9 protein-coding genes are annotated in these 14,254 nt (G+C 75.8%); 5 read left to right on the forward strand and 4 right to left on the reverse strand.

Features of this window, described 5'->3' with window-relative positions:
• Positions 1-177: 177 nt before the first annotated feature.
• Together LC193_RS12975 and LC193_RS12980 are read right to left on the reverse strand one after the other, a co-directional pair.
• Positions 178-1,857: an ATP-binding SpoIIE family protein phosphatase gene (locus LC193_RS12975; protein ID WP_226074197.1), complete on the reverse strand. Its 1,680-nt coding sequence runs from the start codon at positions 1,855-1,857 to the stop codon at positions 178-180.
• A gap of 230 nt (positions 1,858-2,087) precedes the next feature.
• Positions 2,088-3,452, reverse strand: a complete 1,365-nt coding sequence (locus LC193_RS12980; RefSeq protein ID WP_226074198.1) for an NAD(P)/FAD-dependent oxidoreductase — start codon at positions 3,450-3,452, stop codon at positions 2,088-2,090.
• Positions 3,453-3,628: 176 nt separating this feature from the next.
• Here LC193_RS12980 and LC193_RS12985 point away from each other — a divergent pair, with 176 nt between their 5' ends.
• Both LC193_RS12985 and LC193_RS29105 read left to right on the forward strand, forming a co-directional pair.
• On the forward strand, positions 3,629-4,384 hold the full coding sequence (locus tag LC193_RS12985) for a TetR/AcrR family transcriptional regulator (protein WP_226074199.1): 756 nt from the start codon (positions 3,629-3,631) through the stop codon (positions 4,382-4,384).
• 104 nt (positions 4,385-4,488) lie between these two features.
• Complete coding sequence (locus LC193_RS29105) at positions 4,489-6,303, forward strand: sigma-70 family RNA polymerase sigma factor (protein ID WP_318842150.1); 1,815 nt, start codon at positions 4,489-4,491, stop codon at positions 6,301-6,303.
• 37 nt (positions 6,304-6,340) lie between these two features.
• On the opposite strand, the gene LC193_RS13000 is transcribed toward LC193_RS29105, so the two are convergent.
• Complete coding sequence (locus LC193_RS13000) at positions 6,341-8,404, reverse strand: asparagine synthase-related protein (protein WP_226074200.1); 2,064 nt, start codon at positions 8,402-8,404, stop codon at positions 6,341-6,343.
• A 604-nt stretch (positions 8,405-9,008) separates the two neighbouring features.
• Between LC193_RS13000 and LC193_RS13005 the strand changes: the two genes are divergently transcribed.
• On the forward strand, positions 9,009-10,421 hold the full coding sequence (locus tag LC193_RS13005; protein ID WP_226074201.1) for an MFS transporter: 1,413 nt from the start codon (positions 9,009-9,011) through the stop codon (positions 10,419-10,421).
• Positions 10,422-10,429: 8 nt separating this feature from the next.
• Positions 10,430-11,638: an L-2-hydroxyglutarate oxidase gene (gene lhgO, locus LC193_RS13010; protein WP_226074202.1), complete on the forward strand. Its 1,209-nt coding sequence runs from the start codon at positions 10,430-10,432 to the stop codon at positions 11,636-11,638.
• A gap of 192 nt (positions 11,639-11,830) precedes the next feature.
• Here lhgO and LC193_RS13015 read toward each other — a convergent pair whose 3' ends face one another.
• Positions 11,831-13,129 (reverse strand): outer membrane protein assembly factor BamB family protein, encoded by a 1,299-nt coding sequence (locus LC193_RS13015; RefSeq protein WP_226074204.1) that lies wholly within the window; start codon positions 13,127-13,129, stop codon positions 11,831-11,833.
• 215 nt (positions 13,130-13,344) lie between these two features.
• Between LC193_RS13015 and trmB the strand changes: the two genes are divergently transcribed.
• The gene (gene trmB, locus LC193_RS13020) at positions 13,345-14,070 is read left to right on the forward strand and encodes a tRNA (guanosine(46)-N7)-methyltransferase TrmB (protein ID WP_226078576.1); all 726 of its coding nucleotides are present in this window, start codon (positions 13,345-13,347) and stop codon (positions 14,068-14,070) included.
• Positions 14,071-14,254 lie beyond the last annotated feature (184 nt).

The following is a 14,254-nucleotide window of genomic DNA, read 5'->3' on the forward strand; positions in this document are numbered from 1 at the left end:
GGGCGCTTCCCTTCGCTGTGTCCACTACTTTAGAAGCAACTCCCGCCGAATTTCAAATCCGGTCCGGCGCTCCCTGTTCCGGGCATGCCGGAACAGACCCTTGCGGGCTTCACTGAGTGAGTGGAGGTGCGCCCGTGAAGAGCGCTCGGACTACATTACGCGCCGGGATGGGGGGCGTCAACTCGCGTCGGGCAGGGCGAACTCCGCCCACACCGCCTTGCCGCCCTCGGGCAGGCGGCGCGCGCCCCACTCCGCCGCGATGGTGGCGACCACCGCGATGCCCCGGCCCGCCTCGTCGGCCGGGCGGGCCTGCTGCCTGCGGGGCAGGTGCTCGTCCCCGTCCGTGACCTCGACGATCAGCCTGCGGTCGGTCCTGCGCAGCCGCAGCCCCATCGGGGCGCGGCCGTGCTTCAGGGAGTTGGCGACGAGTTCGCTCGCCGCGAGGACCCCCAGTTCGCGCAGCTCCTCGGAGAACCGCCAGCTCGCCAGCACGCCGTCGGCGAACGCCCGCGCCCGCGGCGCGGCCTCCACCCCGCCGAGCAGGTCGAGGGCCGCGCCCCTGAACAGGTCGGCCTCCTCGCCGTGCCGCTCGGGGCAGGTGAGGACGAGCACCGCGACGTCGTCGTCGTGCTCCTCGGTGATGCCGAGGGCGCGCAGCAGGCGGTCGCACAGGATCTGCGGGTTGTCGCACGCGGCGGCCATGGCGCGCTCCAGCGCGTCGAGCCCTTCGTCGATGTCCGCGTCGCGCCGTTCCACCAGGCCGTCGGTGCACAGCACGGCCGTCGAGCCAGGACCGAACGGCACGGCTCCCGACGCGTGCACCCAGCCGCCCGTGCCGAGCGGCGGCCCGGTCGGCTCCGCGACGCGGTGCACCGTGCCGTCGGCCTCGCGGATGAGGACCGGCAGGTGGCCGGCCGACGCGTGGGTGAGGGTGCCCTCGTTCGGGTCGTACACGGCGTACAGGCACGTGGCGATCTGCGTCGCGTCGATGTCGGCGGCGAGCCCGTCGAGGAGTTGGAGCACCTCGTGCGGCGGCAGGTCGAGGCGCGCGTAGGCGCGCACGGCGGTGCGCAACTGCCCCATGACCGCCGCCGCGCGCACGCCCCGGCCCATGACGTCGCCGATCACCACGGCCGTGCGCCCGGCGCCCAGGGTGATCACGTCGTACCAGTCGCCGCCCACCGCGGCGTCGAGACCGCCCGGCTGGTACGTCGCCGCGACGCGCAGGTCGTCCGGCTGTTCGAGCCGCTGCGGCAGGAGGCTGCGTTGCAGCGTGACGGCCGCGGCCCGGTGCCTGCTCTCGCTCTCGCGCAGCCGCTCGGCGGCCACGACCTGGTCCGTGACGTCGGCGGCGAACACCAGCACCCCGCGCTGCGCGGGCTTGCCCGCCGCCCCGGCGAGCTGGACCGGCGTGCACGTGAACGTGAAGTGGCTGTCGCGGCCGGCGCCGCGCGCGGTCGCGGGAACGCTGCGCGACTTCAGGGTGCGCGGGGTGCCGCTGCGCTGCACCTGGTCCATGAGCGGGAGCAGCCCGATCTCGACGAGCTCGGGCAGCGTCTGCCGCGCGGGCTCGCCCGGTGTCCTCGGGCCGAAGAGCGCGGCGTACGCGGCGTTGACGTAGGCGACGCGGTGGTCGGAACCGCGCACGACGGCGACGGGAGCCTGCACGTGGCCGAGCAGCTCGTGCACGGCCGCCGCGTCGACGCCCCGGCCCGCGGGGCCCGGCGGTGGCTCCTGGTGATCGCCCGAGCGGGCCGCCGGCACGCCACCGGGCTCTTCCGCCCGGCCGCGATCGGTGGCGGCGGCGTGGCGCCGCTGTGTTCCGGGCAGCCGGATACCCCAGCGCGTCAAATTCACAGCGTTCCGATCCGATTCGTTCTGGTCGCTACGTTTCCCACGGCGCCGGTCGCGCCGTAAGCGTTTTCGCGTCTGCGTTCTCTGGCGTTCTCTACTGCTTCTTCGCTACTTCTCTGCTTGCTTCTCTACTGCTTTGCCGTTCTACCGCTCTTCGCACCGGCGGCGCTCCCGGCGGCCCGGCCGGGTACGTGCCAGGACCGGTCCTCCCATGGTCACATGCCGGGCCGCGGTCAGCCGTCCTCGGGGTCGCGCCGCGTTCCCGCCGCCAGCTCGAACTCGGCCCGCGGATGTTCGAGAGAGCCGAGGGAGACGATCTCACGTCTGAACAATCCCGCAAGGGTCCATTCGGCGAGTACGCGCGCCTTTCGGTTGAACGTCGGCACGCGGCCGAGGTGATACGCGCGGTGCATCAGCCAGGCCGGGTAGCCCTTCAGTCTTCTGCCGTAGACGCGTGCCACCCCTTTGTGCAGTCCGAGCGACGCGACGGAGCCGGCGTCGCGGTGCCGGTAGTCGCCGGCCGGGCGGCCACGGAGCGTCGCGACGAGGTTGTCGGCGAGGCGGCGGGCCTGGCGGACGGCGTGCTGCGCGTTCGGGGCGCACAGGGCGGCCGGGTCCGCCGGGCGCGCGGTCAGGTCGGGCACGGCGGCGGCGTCGCCCGCGCACCAGACGTGCGGCACGCCCTCGACCCGCAGGTCCGGGGTGCAGCGGACGCGGCCCCGCTCGTCCAGGGGGACCCCGCAGTCCGCGAGCACGGGGTGCGGGCGCACCCCGGCGGTCCAGACCAGGGTGCGGGTGGGGTGGCGGGAGCCGTCGCTGAGGACGGCGGTGCGGTCGGCGCAGGACTCCAGGCGGGTGCCGAGGCGTATGTCGACGTTGCGCCCGCGCAGTTCCCGCAGGGCGTACCTGCCCATGTGCTCACCCACCTCGGGGAGGATGCGGTCCGCTGCCTCGACCAGAATCCACTTCTGCTCCTCCGGCCGGATGTTGTGGTAGTAACGGCAGGCGTAACGCGCCATGTCCTCCAGTTCCGCCAGGGCCTCGACGCCGGCGAAGCCGCCGCCGACGAAGACGAAGGTGAGGGCGGCGGAGCGGACGGCCGAGTCGCGTGTGGACGAGGCGATGTCGAGTTGTTCGAGCACGTGGTTGCGCAGGCCGATGGCCTCCTCGACCGTCCTGAAGCCGATGCCGTGCTCCGCGAGTCCCGGGACGGGAAGCGTGCGCGCGATGGAACCGGGAGCCAGCACCAGTTCGTCGTAAGCGACCCGGAGCTGCTCGGCCCCGGCCTCCTCGCCCGCCGCGGTGCGCACCGAGAGGGTGCGCGTGCGCGGGTCGACCGAGGTGATCCGGCCGGGCAGGAACCGGCACTTGGCGAGGACCCGGCGCAGCGGCACGACGACGTGCCGGGGCGAGACGGAGCCGGCGGCGGCCTCGGGGAGGAAGGGCTGGTAGGTCATGTGGGGCTCGGGACTGATCACGGTGATCCGGACGTCGCCGCGCCGCAGGTCGCGTCCGAGTCTGCGCTGGAGGCGGTGCGCGGTGTACAGGCCGACGTAGCCGCCGCCGGCCACCACGATGTGCGCGGGTTGCTTCGTCACCCGTCCATGAGGCACCGGCGGACGGCCGTTTGTCCACAGGCCGGACGGACCGCTGCGCCGAACGGGCGTCGGCGGTCGGCTGTTTCCTTCTCACTGTCAGTGGCCTCAACTATGTTCGTACTCGACATCGCGGCCCGTCCGTTCCGGCGGCTGCCGCAGCACCGGGGGAATTGCATATGCGGATCACAGGGTCCGGGGGCGGCGCCGACGCGTCCCACCCGGCGGAGCGGGGCCATGCCGGCGGGCGCGCCGGCGCGAAGGCGCGGGGGCCGTTGCGGGTCGACGCGCAGCGCAATCTGCGGCACGTGCTGAGCGCGGCGCGCGCGGTGTTCGGCGAGCAGGGGTACGGGGCGCCGATGGAGGAGGTCGCGCGCCGGGCGCGGGTCGGTGTGGGCACGGTGTACCGGCGTTTCCCGAACAAGGAGGCGCTGGTGCGGCACATAGCCGACGAGGAGACGCGGCGGCTGACGGACCGGGCGTTGGAGGCGCTGGCCGCGGACGGGGAGCCGTGGCGCGCGCTGGCGGGGTTCGTCGAACGGTCCGCGGCCTCGGGGGCGGGCCGCCTGCTGCCGCCCGAGTTGCTGGCGGCCGGTCCCGGGGGCAGGGCGCAGGAGCCGTGGCGGCGGGGTCCGTGGCGGCGGGGCGCCGCCGGGGGCGGGGGGCCGGGCGACGGTCCCGAGCAGGGCCCCGGCGGCCGGCCGGTCCCGGGGTCGGGGGCGCGTGCCGGGGCGCGCGAGCTGTTGTCCGCCGTGGGCGAGTTGGTGGAACGGACGCGGGCGGCCGGTGAGTTGCGGCCGGACGTGACGGTGGCCGACCTGATGCTCGTGATAGCCACGGCGCCGCCGAGGTTCGAGGACGCGGCCCGCCAGACGGCGGCGGAGGCGCGGTTGTTGCAGATCCTGTTGCAGGGGCTGCGCGCCACGGGGCGTTGACGCTCGGACGGGTGGTTCTGCTCGAACTGCGGCGGTCGTGGCGTCCCGGTGTGGCAGCCTGGCCCCTGTCGTGGACGCCGATGGCAGGACGAGGGCTGCGGGCTATGGGAGTTGAGGGTGAGGACGACGACTCCGGCGGCCCCGTGGTGCCGGGGCGGGGCGGCGCGGGGAGCGGGACGGCGGATCTGGAGCTGGTCGAACGGATGCGCCGTGGCGTGCCCGAGGCGTACGACGAGTTGTACCGGCGCCACGCGGACGCCGTGCGCCGGTACGCGCGCACGTGCTGCCGGGACTCGGACACGGCGGACGACCTGACGAACGAGGTGTTCGCGGCCACGTTGCAGGCGGTGCGGCGCGGTGCGGGCCCGGAGACGGCGGTGCGGGCCTACCTGCTGACGTCGGTGCGGCGGGTGGCCGCGGACTGGGCCAGGAGCGCGCGGCGCGAGCACCTGGTGGAGGACTTCGCGGTGTTCGCCGTGTCCGCGGGCGCGGCGCGGGAGGCGGGCGTGGCCGCGGCCGGCTCGGGCGCGGGCGTGGACGTGGGCGCGGACGTCCGGGCCATGCGGGAGGCGGAGCGCTCGATGGCGGTCCGGGCGTTCCGCAGTCTGCCCGAGCGCTGGCAGACGGTGCTGTGGCACACGGCGGTCGAGGAGGCGTCGCCGCGGGAGGTGGCGCCGCTGCTCGGCCTGACGCCGAACGCGACGGCGGTGCTCGCGCACCGCGCGCGGGAGGGCCTGCGGCAGGCGTTCCTCCAGGAGCACGTGAGCCGTGCGCTGCGGGACGGCGGGGAGTGCGCGCGGTTCGCGGACCGGCTCGGCGCGTACGCGCGGGGCGGGTTGCGCACGCGGGCCGAGCGCGGGCTGCGCAAGCACCTGGAGGAGTGCGGCAGGTGTGCGACGGCGGCCTCGGAGGTGCGGGACCTCAACGAGCACATCAGGCTGGTGCTTCCGCTGGCGGTGGTCGGCTGGTTCGCGGCCGAGGCGTCGTCGCGGGGCGCGGGGTTCCTGCTCGGCACCGCCGGGGTGGGCACGGCGGGTTCGGCGGCGGCGGGCGGCGCGGGCGGGGCCGCGTCCGAGGGGCTCGGCGGCCCGGTGAAGGCGGGGATCGCCTCCGGCGTGGTGGCCACGGCGGCGGCTGCGGTGCTGGCGTACGCACTCGTGGGCGGCGAGCCGGCGGAGGAGCCGCGGGCGGGTGCGCCGCCCCGGCAGGTGCCCGCCGGTCCTTCGGTCGAGGAGCCGGTGCCGGAACCGCGACGGCCGGGGCCCGGGCCGGCGCCGGCGGTTCCCGAGGAGCCGGGGCCGCGGGCGCCCGTTCCCGCGCCCGGTGCCCCGCCGGCCTCGCCGGAGCCGGCGCCGGCGCCGGAGCCGCAGACCGAGCCGGAACCCCCGGCGCCGGAGCCGCCCGCGCCCGACCCGCCGGCACCGCGGCCGCCGGCACCTCGGCCGAGCCCGTCCTCCGGTGGACCCGCGCCGGAGCCCGAGCCGCCGGCCGAGCCGTTCGTGCTGCGCGAGCTGCCCTACGACGTGCTGGGCGAGGGCGGCGGCCCGGCGCTGCGGCTGGTGGGCAGCACCCCGGTGTGGCAGCGGGACGATCCGAGCGTCGCCGGGCGGGAGTTCGCGCACGGGATCACCGTGCAGGGGTGGTCGTCGGTCACCATCGACCTGAACAGGACCTGTACCTCCTACGCGTCGTGGGTCGGTCTCGACGATCTGACGCGGGGCGCGGGCGCGGCGGTGTTCCGGGTGCTGGGCGACGACGAGGAGCTGTGGCGTTCGCCGGTGCTGGAGGGCGAGGACGCGGCGGTCCCGTTGAACGTTCCGCTGTCGGGGGTGCGCACCCTCCGGCTGGCCGTGGAGCCGCGCGGGCCGCTCGGGGCGGCGGCGCTCGCGGACTGGGCGGAGTCGGAGATCCGCTGCTGACCCGGTGCCCAGTGGCGCGCCGCGCGCGGCGGCGGGGTCAGGGGGTGACGCCGCTGGTGACGGCGCGCGGGTCGCGGTTGCCCTCGGCGGTCCAGCAGGAGCCGCGGCGGGTGAGCAGGCGGCGGAGCCAGATCTCGGTGCCGACGAGTTCGGCGAGTCCGTCGAGCGGCAGCGGCTCGCCCTGCGCGGCGGCGCGGACGGCCTTGCGGACGACGCGGGCCTCGACGAGACCCGCGTCGGCGAGCAGCGGCGCGTCGAACAGGCCGACCACGTCGCTGACATAGGTGCGCAGCCCGGAGCGCACGGAGTCGGTGTGCCAGGCGTGGGTGGTGGCGCCCCAGCCGGGCGGCAGGCCGCGGACGCCCGCGCCCGTGAGGACGGCGCGCAGCACGTCGGCGCGTGCGCCGGGCTGGACGCGCAGGCTCTCCGGCAGTGCCTGGCAGGCGCGCACGACCTGGTTGTCGTAGAAGGGGGCGTGCAGGCGCTGGTGGCGCACCTCGGCCGCCTGCTCGAAGACGCGGTGGTCGGCGGCCTGCCGGGCCAGTGCCGCGCGGGCGAGTTGCTGTCCCGGGCGGCCGGTGGTGGCGCCGCCGCGGGGGCGGGCGGCGACGGCCTCAAGGCGGACGGACACCTCGGCCAGCGCCTCGCCGGTGAGCCAGCGGGCCGCGGGGCCCGGGCGGCACCAGGCGAGTGCGGACAGGGAGGCCCCGAGCGCGCCGTCCGTCGCGCCCGCCTCGTCGAAGGTGCCGCGCAGCACTCCCGCGGCGCTGGTCAGGCCCTCGGGGTAGGGGGTGCGGGCCAGGCGGCGGGCCGCGCGGTAGACGGTGAACGGCACCAGCATGGCGCGGCTCCCCCCGCCGCTCGCCTTGGCGAGGGCGGTGACGGGGCGCACGAGATGGCGGCGGCGGCGGTCGAGCAGCAGGTCCGCGAGGCGGGCGGGGTGGGCGTCGAGGACGTGGCGCGCGCCGTGCCCGACGAGGTGGTCGGCGCTGCCCGCGGCCAGCCGGTGCCGGTGCCTGGCGGCGGTGACCAGGGAGGGGCCCGGCTCGTCGGTGAGGGGGCCGCTCTCCAACTCCGCGTAGGGCAAGGCCTCTTCGCCGCCCGCGACGACGAGGTGGTGCAGGCGCGGGTTCTCCGCGATGAGCCGGGCGCGGTCGAGTTCGGCGGCGGTGCCGGGACCGCCCGCGGTGGTCAGGTCGTTGAACGTCACGGCGAGCAGCCGTTCGCCTGCCAGGGTGGCCCCGGTGCCGTAGACGGTGCCCGGCATGCCGGGGAGTCCGGCGGCGAGCAGGGCGAGGGTCGCGGAGGCGCTGCCGCCGGAGAGGTCGGCGCCGACGCCCGGGGCGGGTTCAGGACCGAGGCGGGCGGCCCTGCGGTCGGCCGGGCCCATGCCTGGCACCGGGCCCGCGTCGCGGGCGGGGGCGTGCCGCGGGGCGGCGAGCCGGGTGCGGACGGCTTCCACGAGGGCGTCGCGCACGCCGGCGACGGCAGCTTCCCGTTCGACCGGCGGGGCGGCGACGACCAGGGGGGTCGCGGGCTCGTAGCCGAGCACGTCGTGGCTGCCGCCCTCGCGCAGGCGCAGCGCGTGGCCCGGCGGAACGCGGTGGACGCCCTGGTAGGGGGTGCCGTCGCCGACGGCTTCCGGCGCCTCGGGGCAGGCGAGCCTGGCCGCCAGGTGGGCGACGTCGAGCTGGGCCTCGGTGAGGTCGGCGAGCGGCAGGGCGGCCGTCGCGTAGGCGGTGCCGCCGGCCCAGGCGGCGTGGAACACGGGTCTGGTGCCCGCCAGGTCGGCGGGGATGACCGTGCGGCGCCCGAAGCGGGCGACGGCCGTGTAACTGCCGGGCCAGGTCGTCAGTTGGCGCAGGGCGCCGGCGCGGGCGGAGACGAGGGAGCGGCGAAGCGTTTCGTCGTCGGCCCCGCAGTGGCCGAAGACGGCGAGGTGGGTGTCGCCGTCGGCGTACACGAGGCGGATCTCGTCCGGCCGCCAGTCGCCGACGGCCCACAGCGGGTCGGGGCCCTCCCACAGCAGGTGGGCGCCCAGCGGCTGGATGTCACGGGCAGCGCTGGCAGCGGCCCCGGCCCACCCGACCAACCACCGCATCGCCGCCTCCCCACTGACCACCACGGACCGCCGCCTGGGTGTGTGTCTGACAGGCCCATGCTGCCATGGGACCGCCGGGAGCGGGGCATGCCGGGGAGGTGGTTCGCCCGTGTGGCGAACCACCTGCCGCGCCGGCCGGGTTCCCTGGGGCCGGCGTCGCGGCACGGGGGAAAGCGGCGTTATTCGGCCAAAGTCTGGCCGGGGAACGGGTCATGTCGAGCCCGCCCCTGGGCAGTTGTTCTGTGGTCCGGGAGACGCTGGCCGCCTCCCGGACCAGGCCACCGTCCGCGGGGAATGAGACGGCGACTTCCCCCGGCCCGCCGCATCCATGCCGTATTCATGAGGACAACGGGCCGACCCACGCGGTCCCCATCGAAGCGGCCGGGTCGGGGACTGCCCAGAGCGCACGGCCGGGCGCACGGCCACATGACGGGAGCACGATCCCGGTTCAGGGCAGCGCTCGTACGTATGTACGGTCATAAATCCGCCATCCGGGATTCACCCCCTTAACGGTCAGGAGGCACCGAACTACGCTGGGTTCGCGGAGGTACGGAAAGCCCTGCGCTGGTCGCGGGGCTGCCGTTGGTGTGTCAGGGGTGCGCGCATGTCCAAGGAGCCACGCGGGCCGAACGAGAAGCTGGGTGCGGTTCTCGCCCTTGCGGGGATCAGCAACGCCGGACTCGCCCGCAGGGTCAACGACCTCGGTTCCCAACGGGGATTGACACTGCGATATGACAAGACGTCGGTGGCGCGGTGGGTGACGAAGGGGATGGTGCCGCAGGGCTCCGCGCCCCACCTCATCGCCGCCGCCATCAGCAGCAAGCTCGGCCGGCCCGTGCCGCTGCACGAGATCGGGCTCGCCGACACCGACCCGGCCCCCGAGGTGGGCCTGGCCTTCACGCGCGACGTCCCGGGCGCGGTCGACTCGGCCACCGAGCTGTACCGGCTCGATGTCGCCCCGGGCAAGGGCATCTGGCAGACGCTCGCGGGCTCGTACGCCGTCACCGCGTACGCCACGCCTGTCTCGCGCTGGCTGATAAGCCCGGCGGACGCCTCGGTCGCGCGCGAGGCGCCCGCGTCCCCGAAGGAGGGCGGCATCGGCCGCGTCGGCCACTCCGACGTCTCCAAGTTGCGCGAGGCGGCGGAGGAGGCGCGCCGCTGGGACTCCAAGTACGGCGGCGGGGACTGGCGTTCCTCGATGGTGCCGGAGTGCCTGCGCACCGACGCCGCGCCGCTGCTGCTCGGCAGCTACAGCGACGAGGTCGGCAGGTCGCTGTTCCGGGCCACCGGGGAACTGACGCGGCTCGCGGGCTGGATGGCGTTCGACACCGGTCAGCAGGAGGCCGCGCAGCGCTACTACATCCAGGCCCTGCGGCTGGCCAGGGCCGCGGCCGACGTGCCGCTCGGCGGCTACGTGCTGGCGTCGATGTCGCTCCAGGCGATATACCGCGGCTTCGCCGAGGAGGGCGTGGACCTGGCGCAGGCCGCCCTGGAACGCAACCGCTCCCTCGCCACCGCGCGCACCATGAGCTTCTTCAAACTGGTGGAGGCGCGCGCCCTGGCCAAGGCCGGCGACGTGGCCGGCTGCGAGTCGGCGCTCAACGCCGCCGAGGGCTGGCTTGAGCGTTCGCGCGAGGGCGACGGCGACCCGGGCTGGCTCGACTTCTACTCGTACAACCGGCTCGCCGCCGACGCCGCCGAGTGCTACATCGACCTCGGCATGCCGGAGCAGGTGCGGCGGTTCACCGAGAAGGCGCTGTCCGAGCCGACCGAGGAGTTCGTCAGGTCCCACGGGCTGCGGCTGATCGTGGCGGCCGTGGCCGAACTTGAGGACGGGAACCTGGACGCCGCGTGCGCCGCCGGCGCGCGGGCCGTCGAGGTCGCCGGGCGCATCTCCTCGGCGCGCACCACCGACTACGTGCGCAACCTGCTGCTGCGCCTCGCGCCCTACGGGGACGAGCCGCTGGTCAAAGAGCTCCAGGAGCAGGCCCGTCCCCTGCTGACGGCTCCGGCATGATGTGACACATGACACTGGCAGGGTACGACTGCGATGTGCTCGTGATCGGCGGTGGCATCGTCGGCCTGTCGACCGCCCGCGCGCTGCGCGCGGCGCGGCCGGGTCTGCGGGTGACGGTCCTGGAGAAGGAGGCGGCGCCGGGCCGCCACCAGACCGGGCGGAACAGCGGCGTCATCCACAGCGGCGTGTACTACCGGCCGGGATCGCGCAAGGCGAGGTTCGCGGTGCGGGGCGCCGCCGAGCTGGTGGCGTTCTGCGCGGAGCGCGGCATCCCGCACGCGGTGCCGGGGAAGCTGATCGTCGCCACGGAGCCGGCCGAGCTGCCCAGGCTGCACGAACTGGCGCAGCGGGCCAGGCGCAACGGGGTGCCCGTGCACGAGCTCGGTCCCGCCCAGATCCAGGAGTACGAGCCCGCCGTGCGGGGCATCGCGGCGCTGCGCGTGGAGACCACGGGGCAGTGCGACTTCGGGGCGGTGGCGCGCGAGCTGGCCAGGGACGTCACGGTGCGGACGTCGGCCGAGGTCGTCGCCGTCGACCGGCGGCGGGGGCGCGGGGTGGCCGTTCGCACGGCGCGCGGTGAGGTGGTGCGGGCGCGCGCCATGGTCAACTGCGCCGGGTTGTACAGCGACCGCATCGCCCGTCTCGCGGGGGACGAGCCGGGTCTTCGGATCGTGCCGTTCCGCGGGGAGTTCTACCGGCTGCGGCCCGAACGCTCTTGGCTGGTCCGCGGGTTGGTGTACCCCGTGCCCGATCCCGCCTTCCCGTTCCTCGGCGTGCACCTGACCGCGGGGCGGGACGGCGAGGTGCACATCGGCCCGAACGCGGTGCCCGCCCTGGCCCGCGAGGGGTACGACTGGCGCACGGTGCGGGTGCGCGAGCTGGCGGCCACGGCGGCGTACGCCGGCGTGTGGCGCATGGCGCGGCGGCATTGGCGCTACGGCGCGGGCGAGTTGCGCCGTTCGCTGTCCCGGCGCGCGTTCACGACCGCGGTGCGCCGTCTGCTTCCCGAGGTGCGGGAGGAGGACCTGCTGCCCGCCCGGGCGGGCGTGCGGGCGCAGGCGGTGCGGGCCGACGGCACGCTCGCCGACGACTTCGAGATCGCCGAGGCCCCGCACACGGTGCACGTTCTCAACGCGCCGTCCCCCGCGGCCACCGCGTGCCTGCCGATCGGCCGCGAGGTGGCGACGCGGCTGCTCGCGGCCACCCCGTTGGACTGAGGACGGGCGGGACGCGCCCGCGTACCGGCGATGCGCCGGAGCGCGGGCGGAGGGCTGGTGCTGCGCGCCGGCGGGCGGACCCGCTGGTGCTGCGCGCCGGCGGGCGGACAGCGGGGCGTGCGGGCGCGAGAGCTGGGGCGCGGCAGGCGTTGCGCCCCCGGAGTGCACGCTGCGGTGTCCGCGCCCGCGCGTTCAGCTCTCGAAGGCGCGCAGGCGCAGGCCGCCGTCGTTCTCGTCGTCGCGCACGGGCGTCAGCACGTACACCTGGTTCGCGTCCCAGGCCACCTGCCTGCTGTCGGCCGCCCGGCGCGGATCGAGGGGCACGGTGCCCGCCGGCAGGACGTCGCCGTTGCCCGGTTCGAGGTGCAGCAGCCGCAGGAACTCGCCGTCGGGCGTCGCGTGGCCAAGCACGGGCCGGCCGGTCACGTCCGTGCCGTACAGGTCGGTGCCCTCCGGCAGGTCCGCCTGCCACAGCCGGTCGCCGCCGACCAGCCCGTAGCCCGCGAACGACGCGTCGCCGTACCGCGTGACCAGCGCCTCGTCGGCGACGACCGACGCCCGCGGGTTCAGCTCGGTGGCGGGCAGGCGCCACAGCTCGTCGCCGGTCTCCGAGTAGGCGACGACCTCGTGCCCCTGGAACAGCAGCACCGGGTCGCCCGCCAGGATGCCGGTGACCTCGAACTCGGTGTCGACCGCCGGATGCGTCCACTCCAGCAGGCCGGTGTCCGCGTGGTAGACGCTCAGCTCGGGCGCCTCGTCGCAGCGCGTGACCACGACGACGCGGGACCCGGCGTGGCGCACGCTCTCGGTCTCCCGGCCCTCCTCGCACTCCCCGACCGCGTCGCCTGGCGGCTCGGGCAGCGGGAGCGCGGTGCCGTCCTCCGCCTCGAACCGGTGGAAGCCATCGACCGTTCCCGCGGAGTCGAGGCCGACGGTCACCGTGCGTTCGCCGACCGTCACGCGCGCCTCCGCCGGCGTCACCACGCGGTCGAACCGCTCCGTCCAGAGCAGCGTGCCGTCTGTCGTGTCGTGCACGCCGAGGACCGAGCAGCCGTTCTCGCCGTCCTCGGTCGCGTAGAGGACGGCACCGACGCCCGCGGAGTTCACGGCCCCGGCCGCGACGCACGGCCGCCCCGCGCCCTCCGGCGCCCGCGCCTGCCACAACGGCTCTCCGTCGGCCGCTCCGTATCCGGTCACGCCGGCGCTCGACACGAGCACCACCGTGTCGTCGTGCACCCACAGCCGCGTCGCGTGCGCCCCCGCGCCCTCGGTGGCGGCGCGCACTACCGGCGCGCGCCACACCTGCGCCAGCTCCTCCGTGCTGCCGCTCGGCTCGGCGCTCGTGGCGGAGACCAGGCTGTCCGCCGTGTTCACGGGGGCCTCCGTGCCGTCCTCACGGCTGAGGACGACCACCCAGACCGTGAGCAGCGCCAGCAGCAGCACGGCCACGGGCAGGGCGACGAGCCCGGTCCTGCTCTGTCCCTCCGCCATGACGTCTCCCCGCGTCACCCGATCCGGCTTCCGTGCCCAAGACGGTACGTCGTCGTCGACCGCACGCCGCGCCCGCGTACGGCTTTCCGCACGCCGTCACCGGGTCCGACGTCGCCCATCCAGTGCCCGGTTCCGTTGGGAATCACCGTAAACTCGGACGCATTGTGACCGACTTCGATAGCCGCCTTTCCCTTCCCACGTCCGAGGGCCGCCGGATGTTCCCGCCGGGCGCCGGGCCCGCCGCGGATCCCGCGGGCGACCGGCACGAGCGGACCATCCGCAGCTTCCAGCCCCGGCGCAGCCGCGTCACGCACGCGCAGCGCGAGGCGCTGCTGCGGTGGTGGCCGCGGCGGGGCCTGGAGGTCGACGGCGGCTCCCGCATCGACCCGGCGGAGCTGTTCGGCGGGCTGCCCGTCGTGCTGGAGATCGGCTTCGGCATGGGCGAGGCCACCGCGGAGATGGCGGCGGCCGACCCGGGCACCGGCATCCTCGCCGTGGACGTGCACACGCCGGGTCAGGGCAACCTGCTGCGGCTCGCGGAGGAGGCCGCGCTGACGAACGTGCGGGTCGCGAACGGCGACGCCATGATCCTGCTGCGCGAGATGCTGCCGCCGGCCGCGCTCGCGGGCGTCCGGGTCTTCTTCCCGGACCCGTGGCCCAAGAAGCGGCACCACAAACGGCGGCTGGTCCAGCCGGAGTTCGTGGAACTGGCCGCCTCAAGGATGGCGCCGGGCGCGGTGCTGCACTGCGCGACCGACTGGGAGCCCTACGCGCACTGGATGCGCGAGGTGCTCGACGCGAGCCCCTCGTTCGTCAACGCGGCCCCCGGCGGCCCCGACGGCTTCGCCCCCCGGCCGCAGGACCGGCCGCGCACGCGTTTCGAACGCCAGGGCATCGCGAAGGGCCACGTGGTGCGCGACCTGCGCTACCGCAGGCGCTGAAGCCCCGCGCCGGGGCGCGCGCCGGAGCGAGGCGCGTGCCGCCGGAGCGGGCCGTGTGCCGCCGGAGCGGGCGCATGCCGCCGCGCCGGGGCGGAGCGGGCCGTGTGCGCCCGGCGCGCCCAACGCCCCCGCTTCGCCCCGCTCACGCGCCGCGCCGGGCCGCCCGGCCGCGCCTCGCCCGGAC

The organism is Streptomyces marincola (assembly GCF_020410765.1).
Classification (GTDB): domain Bacteria; phylum Actinomycetota; class Actinomycetes; order Streptomycetales; family Streptomycetaceae; genus Streptomyces; species Streptomyces marincola.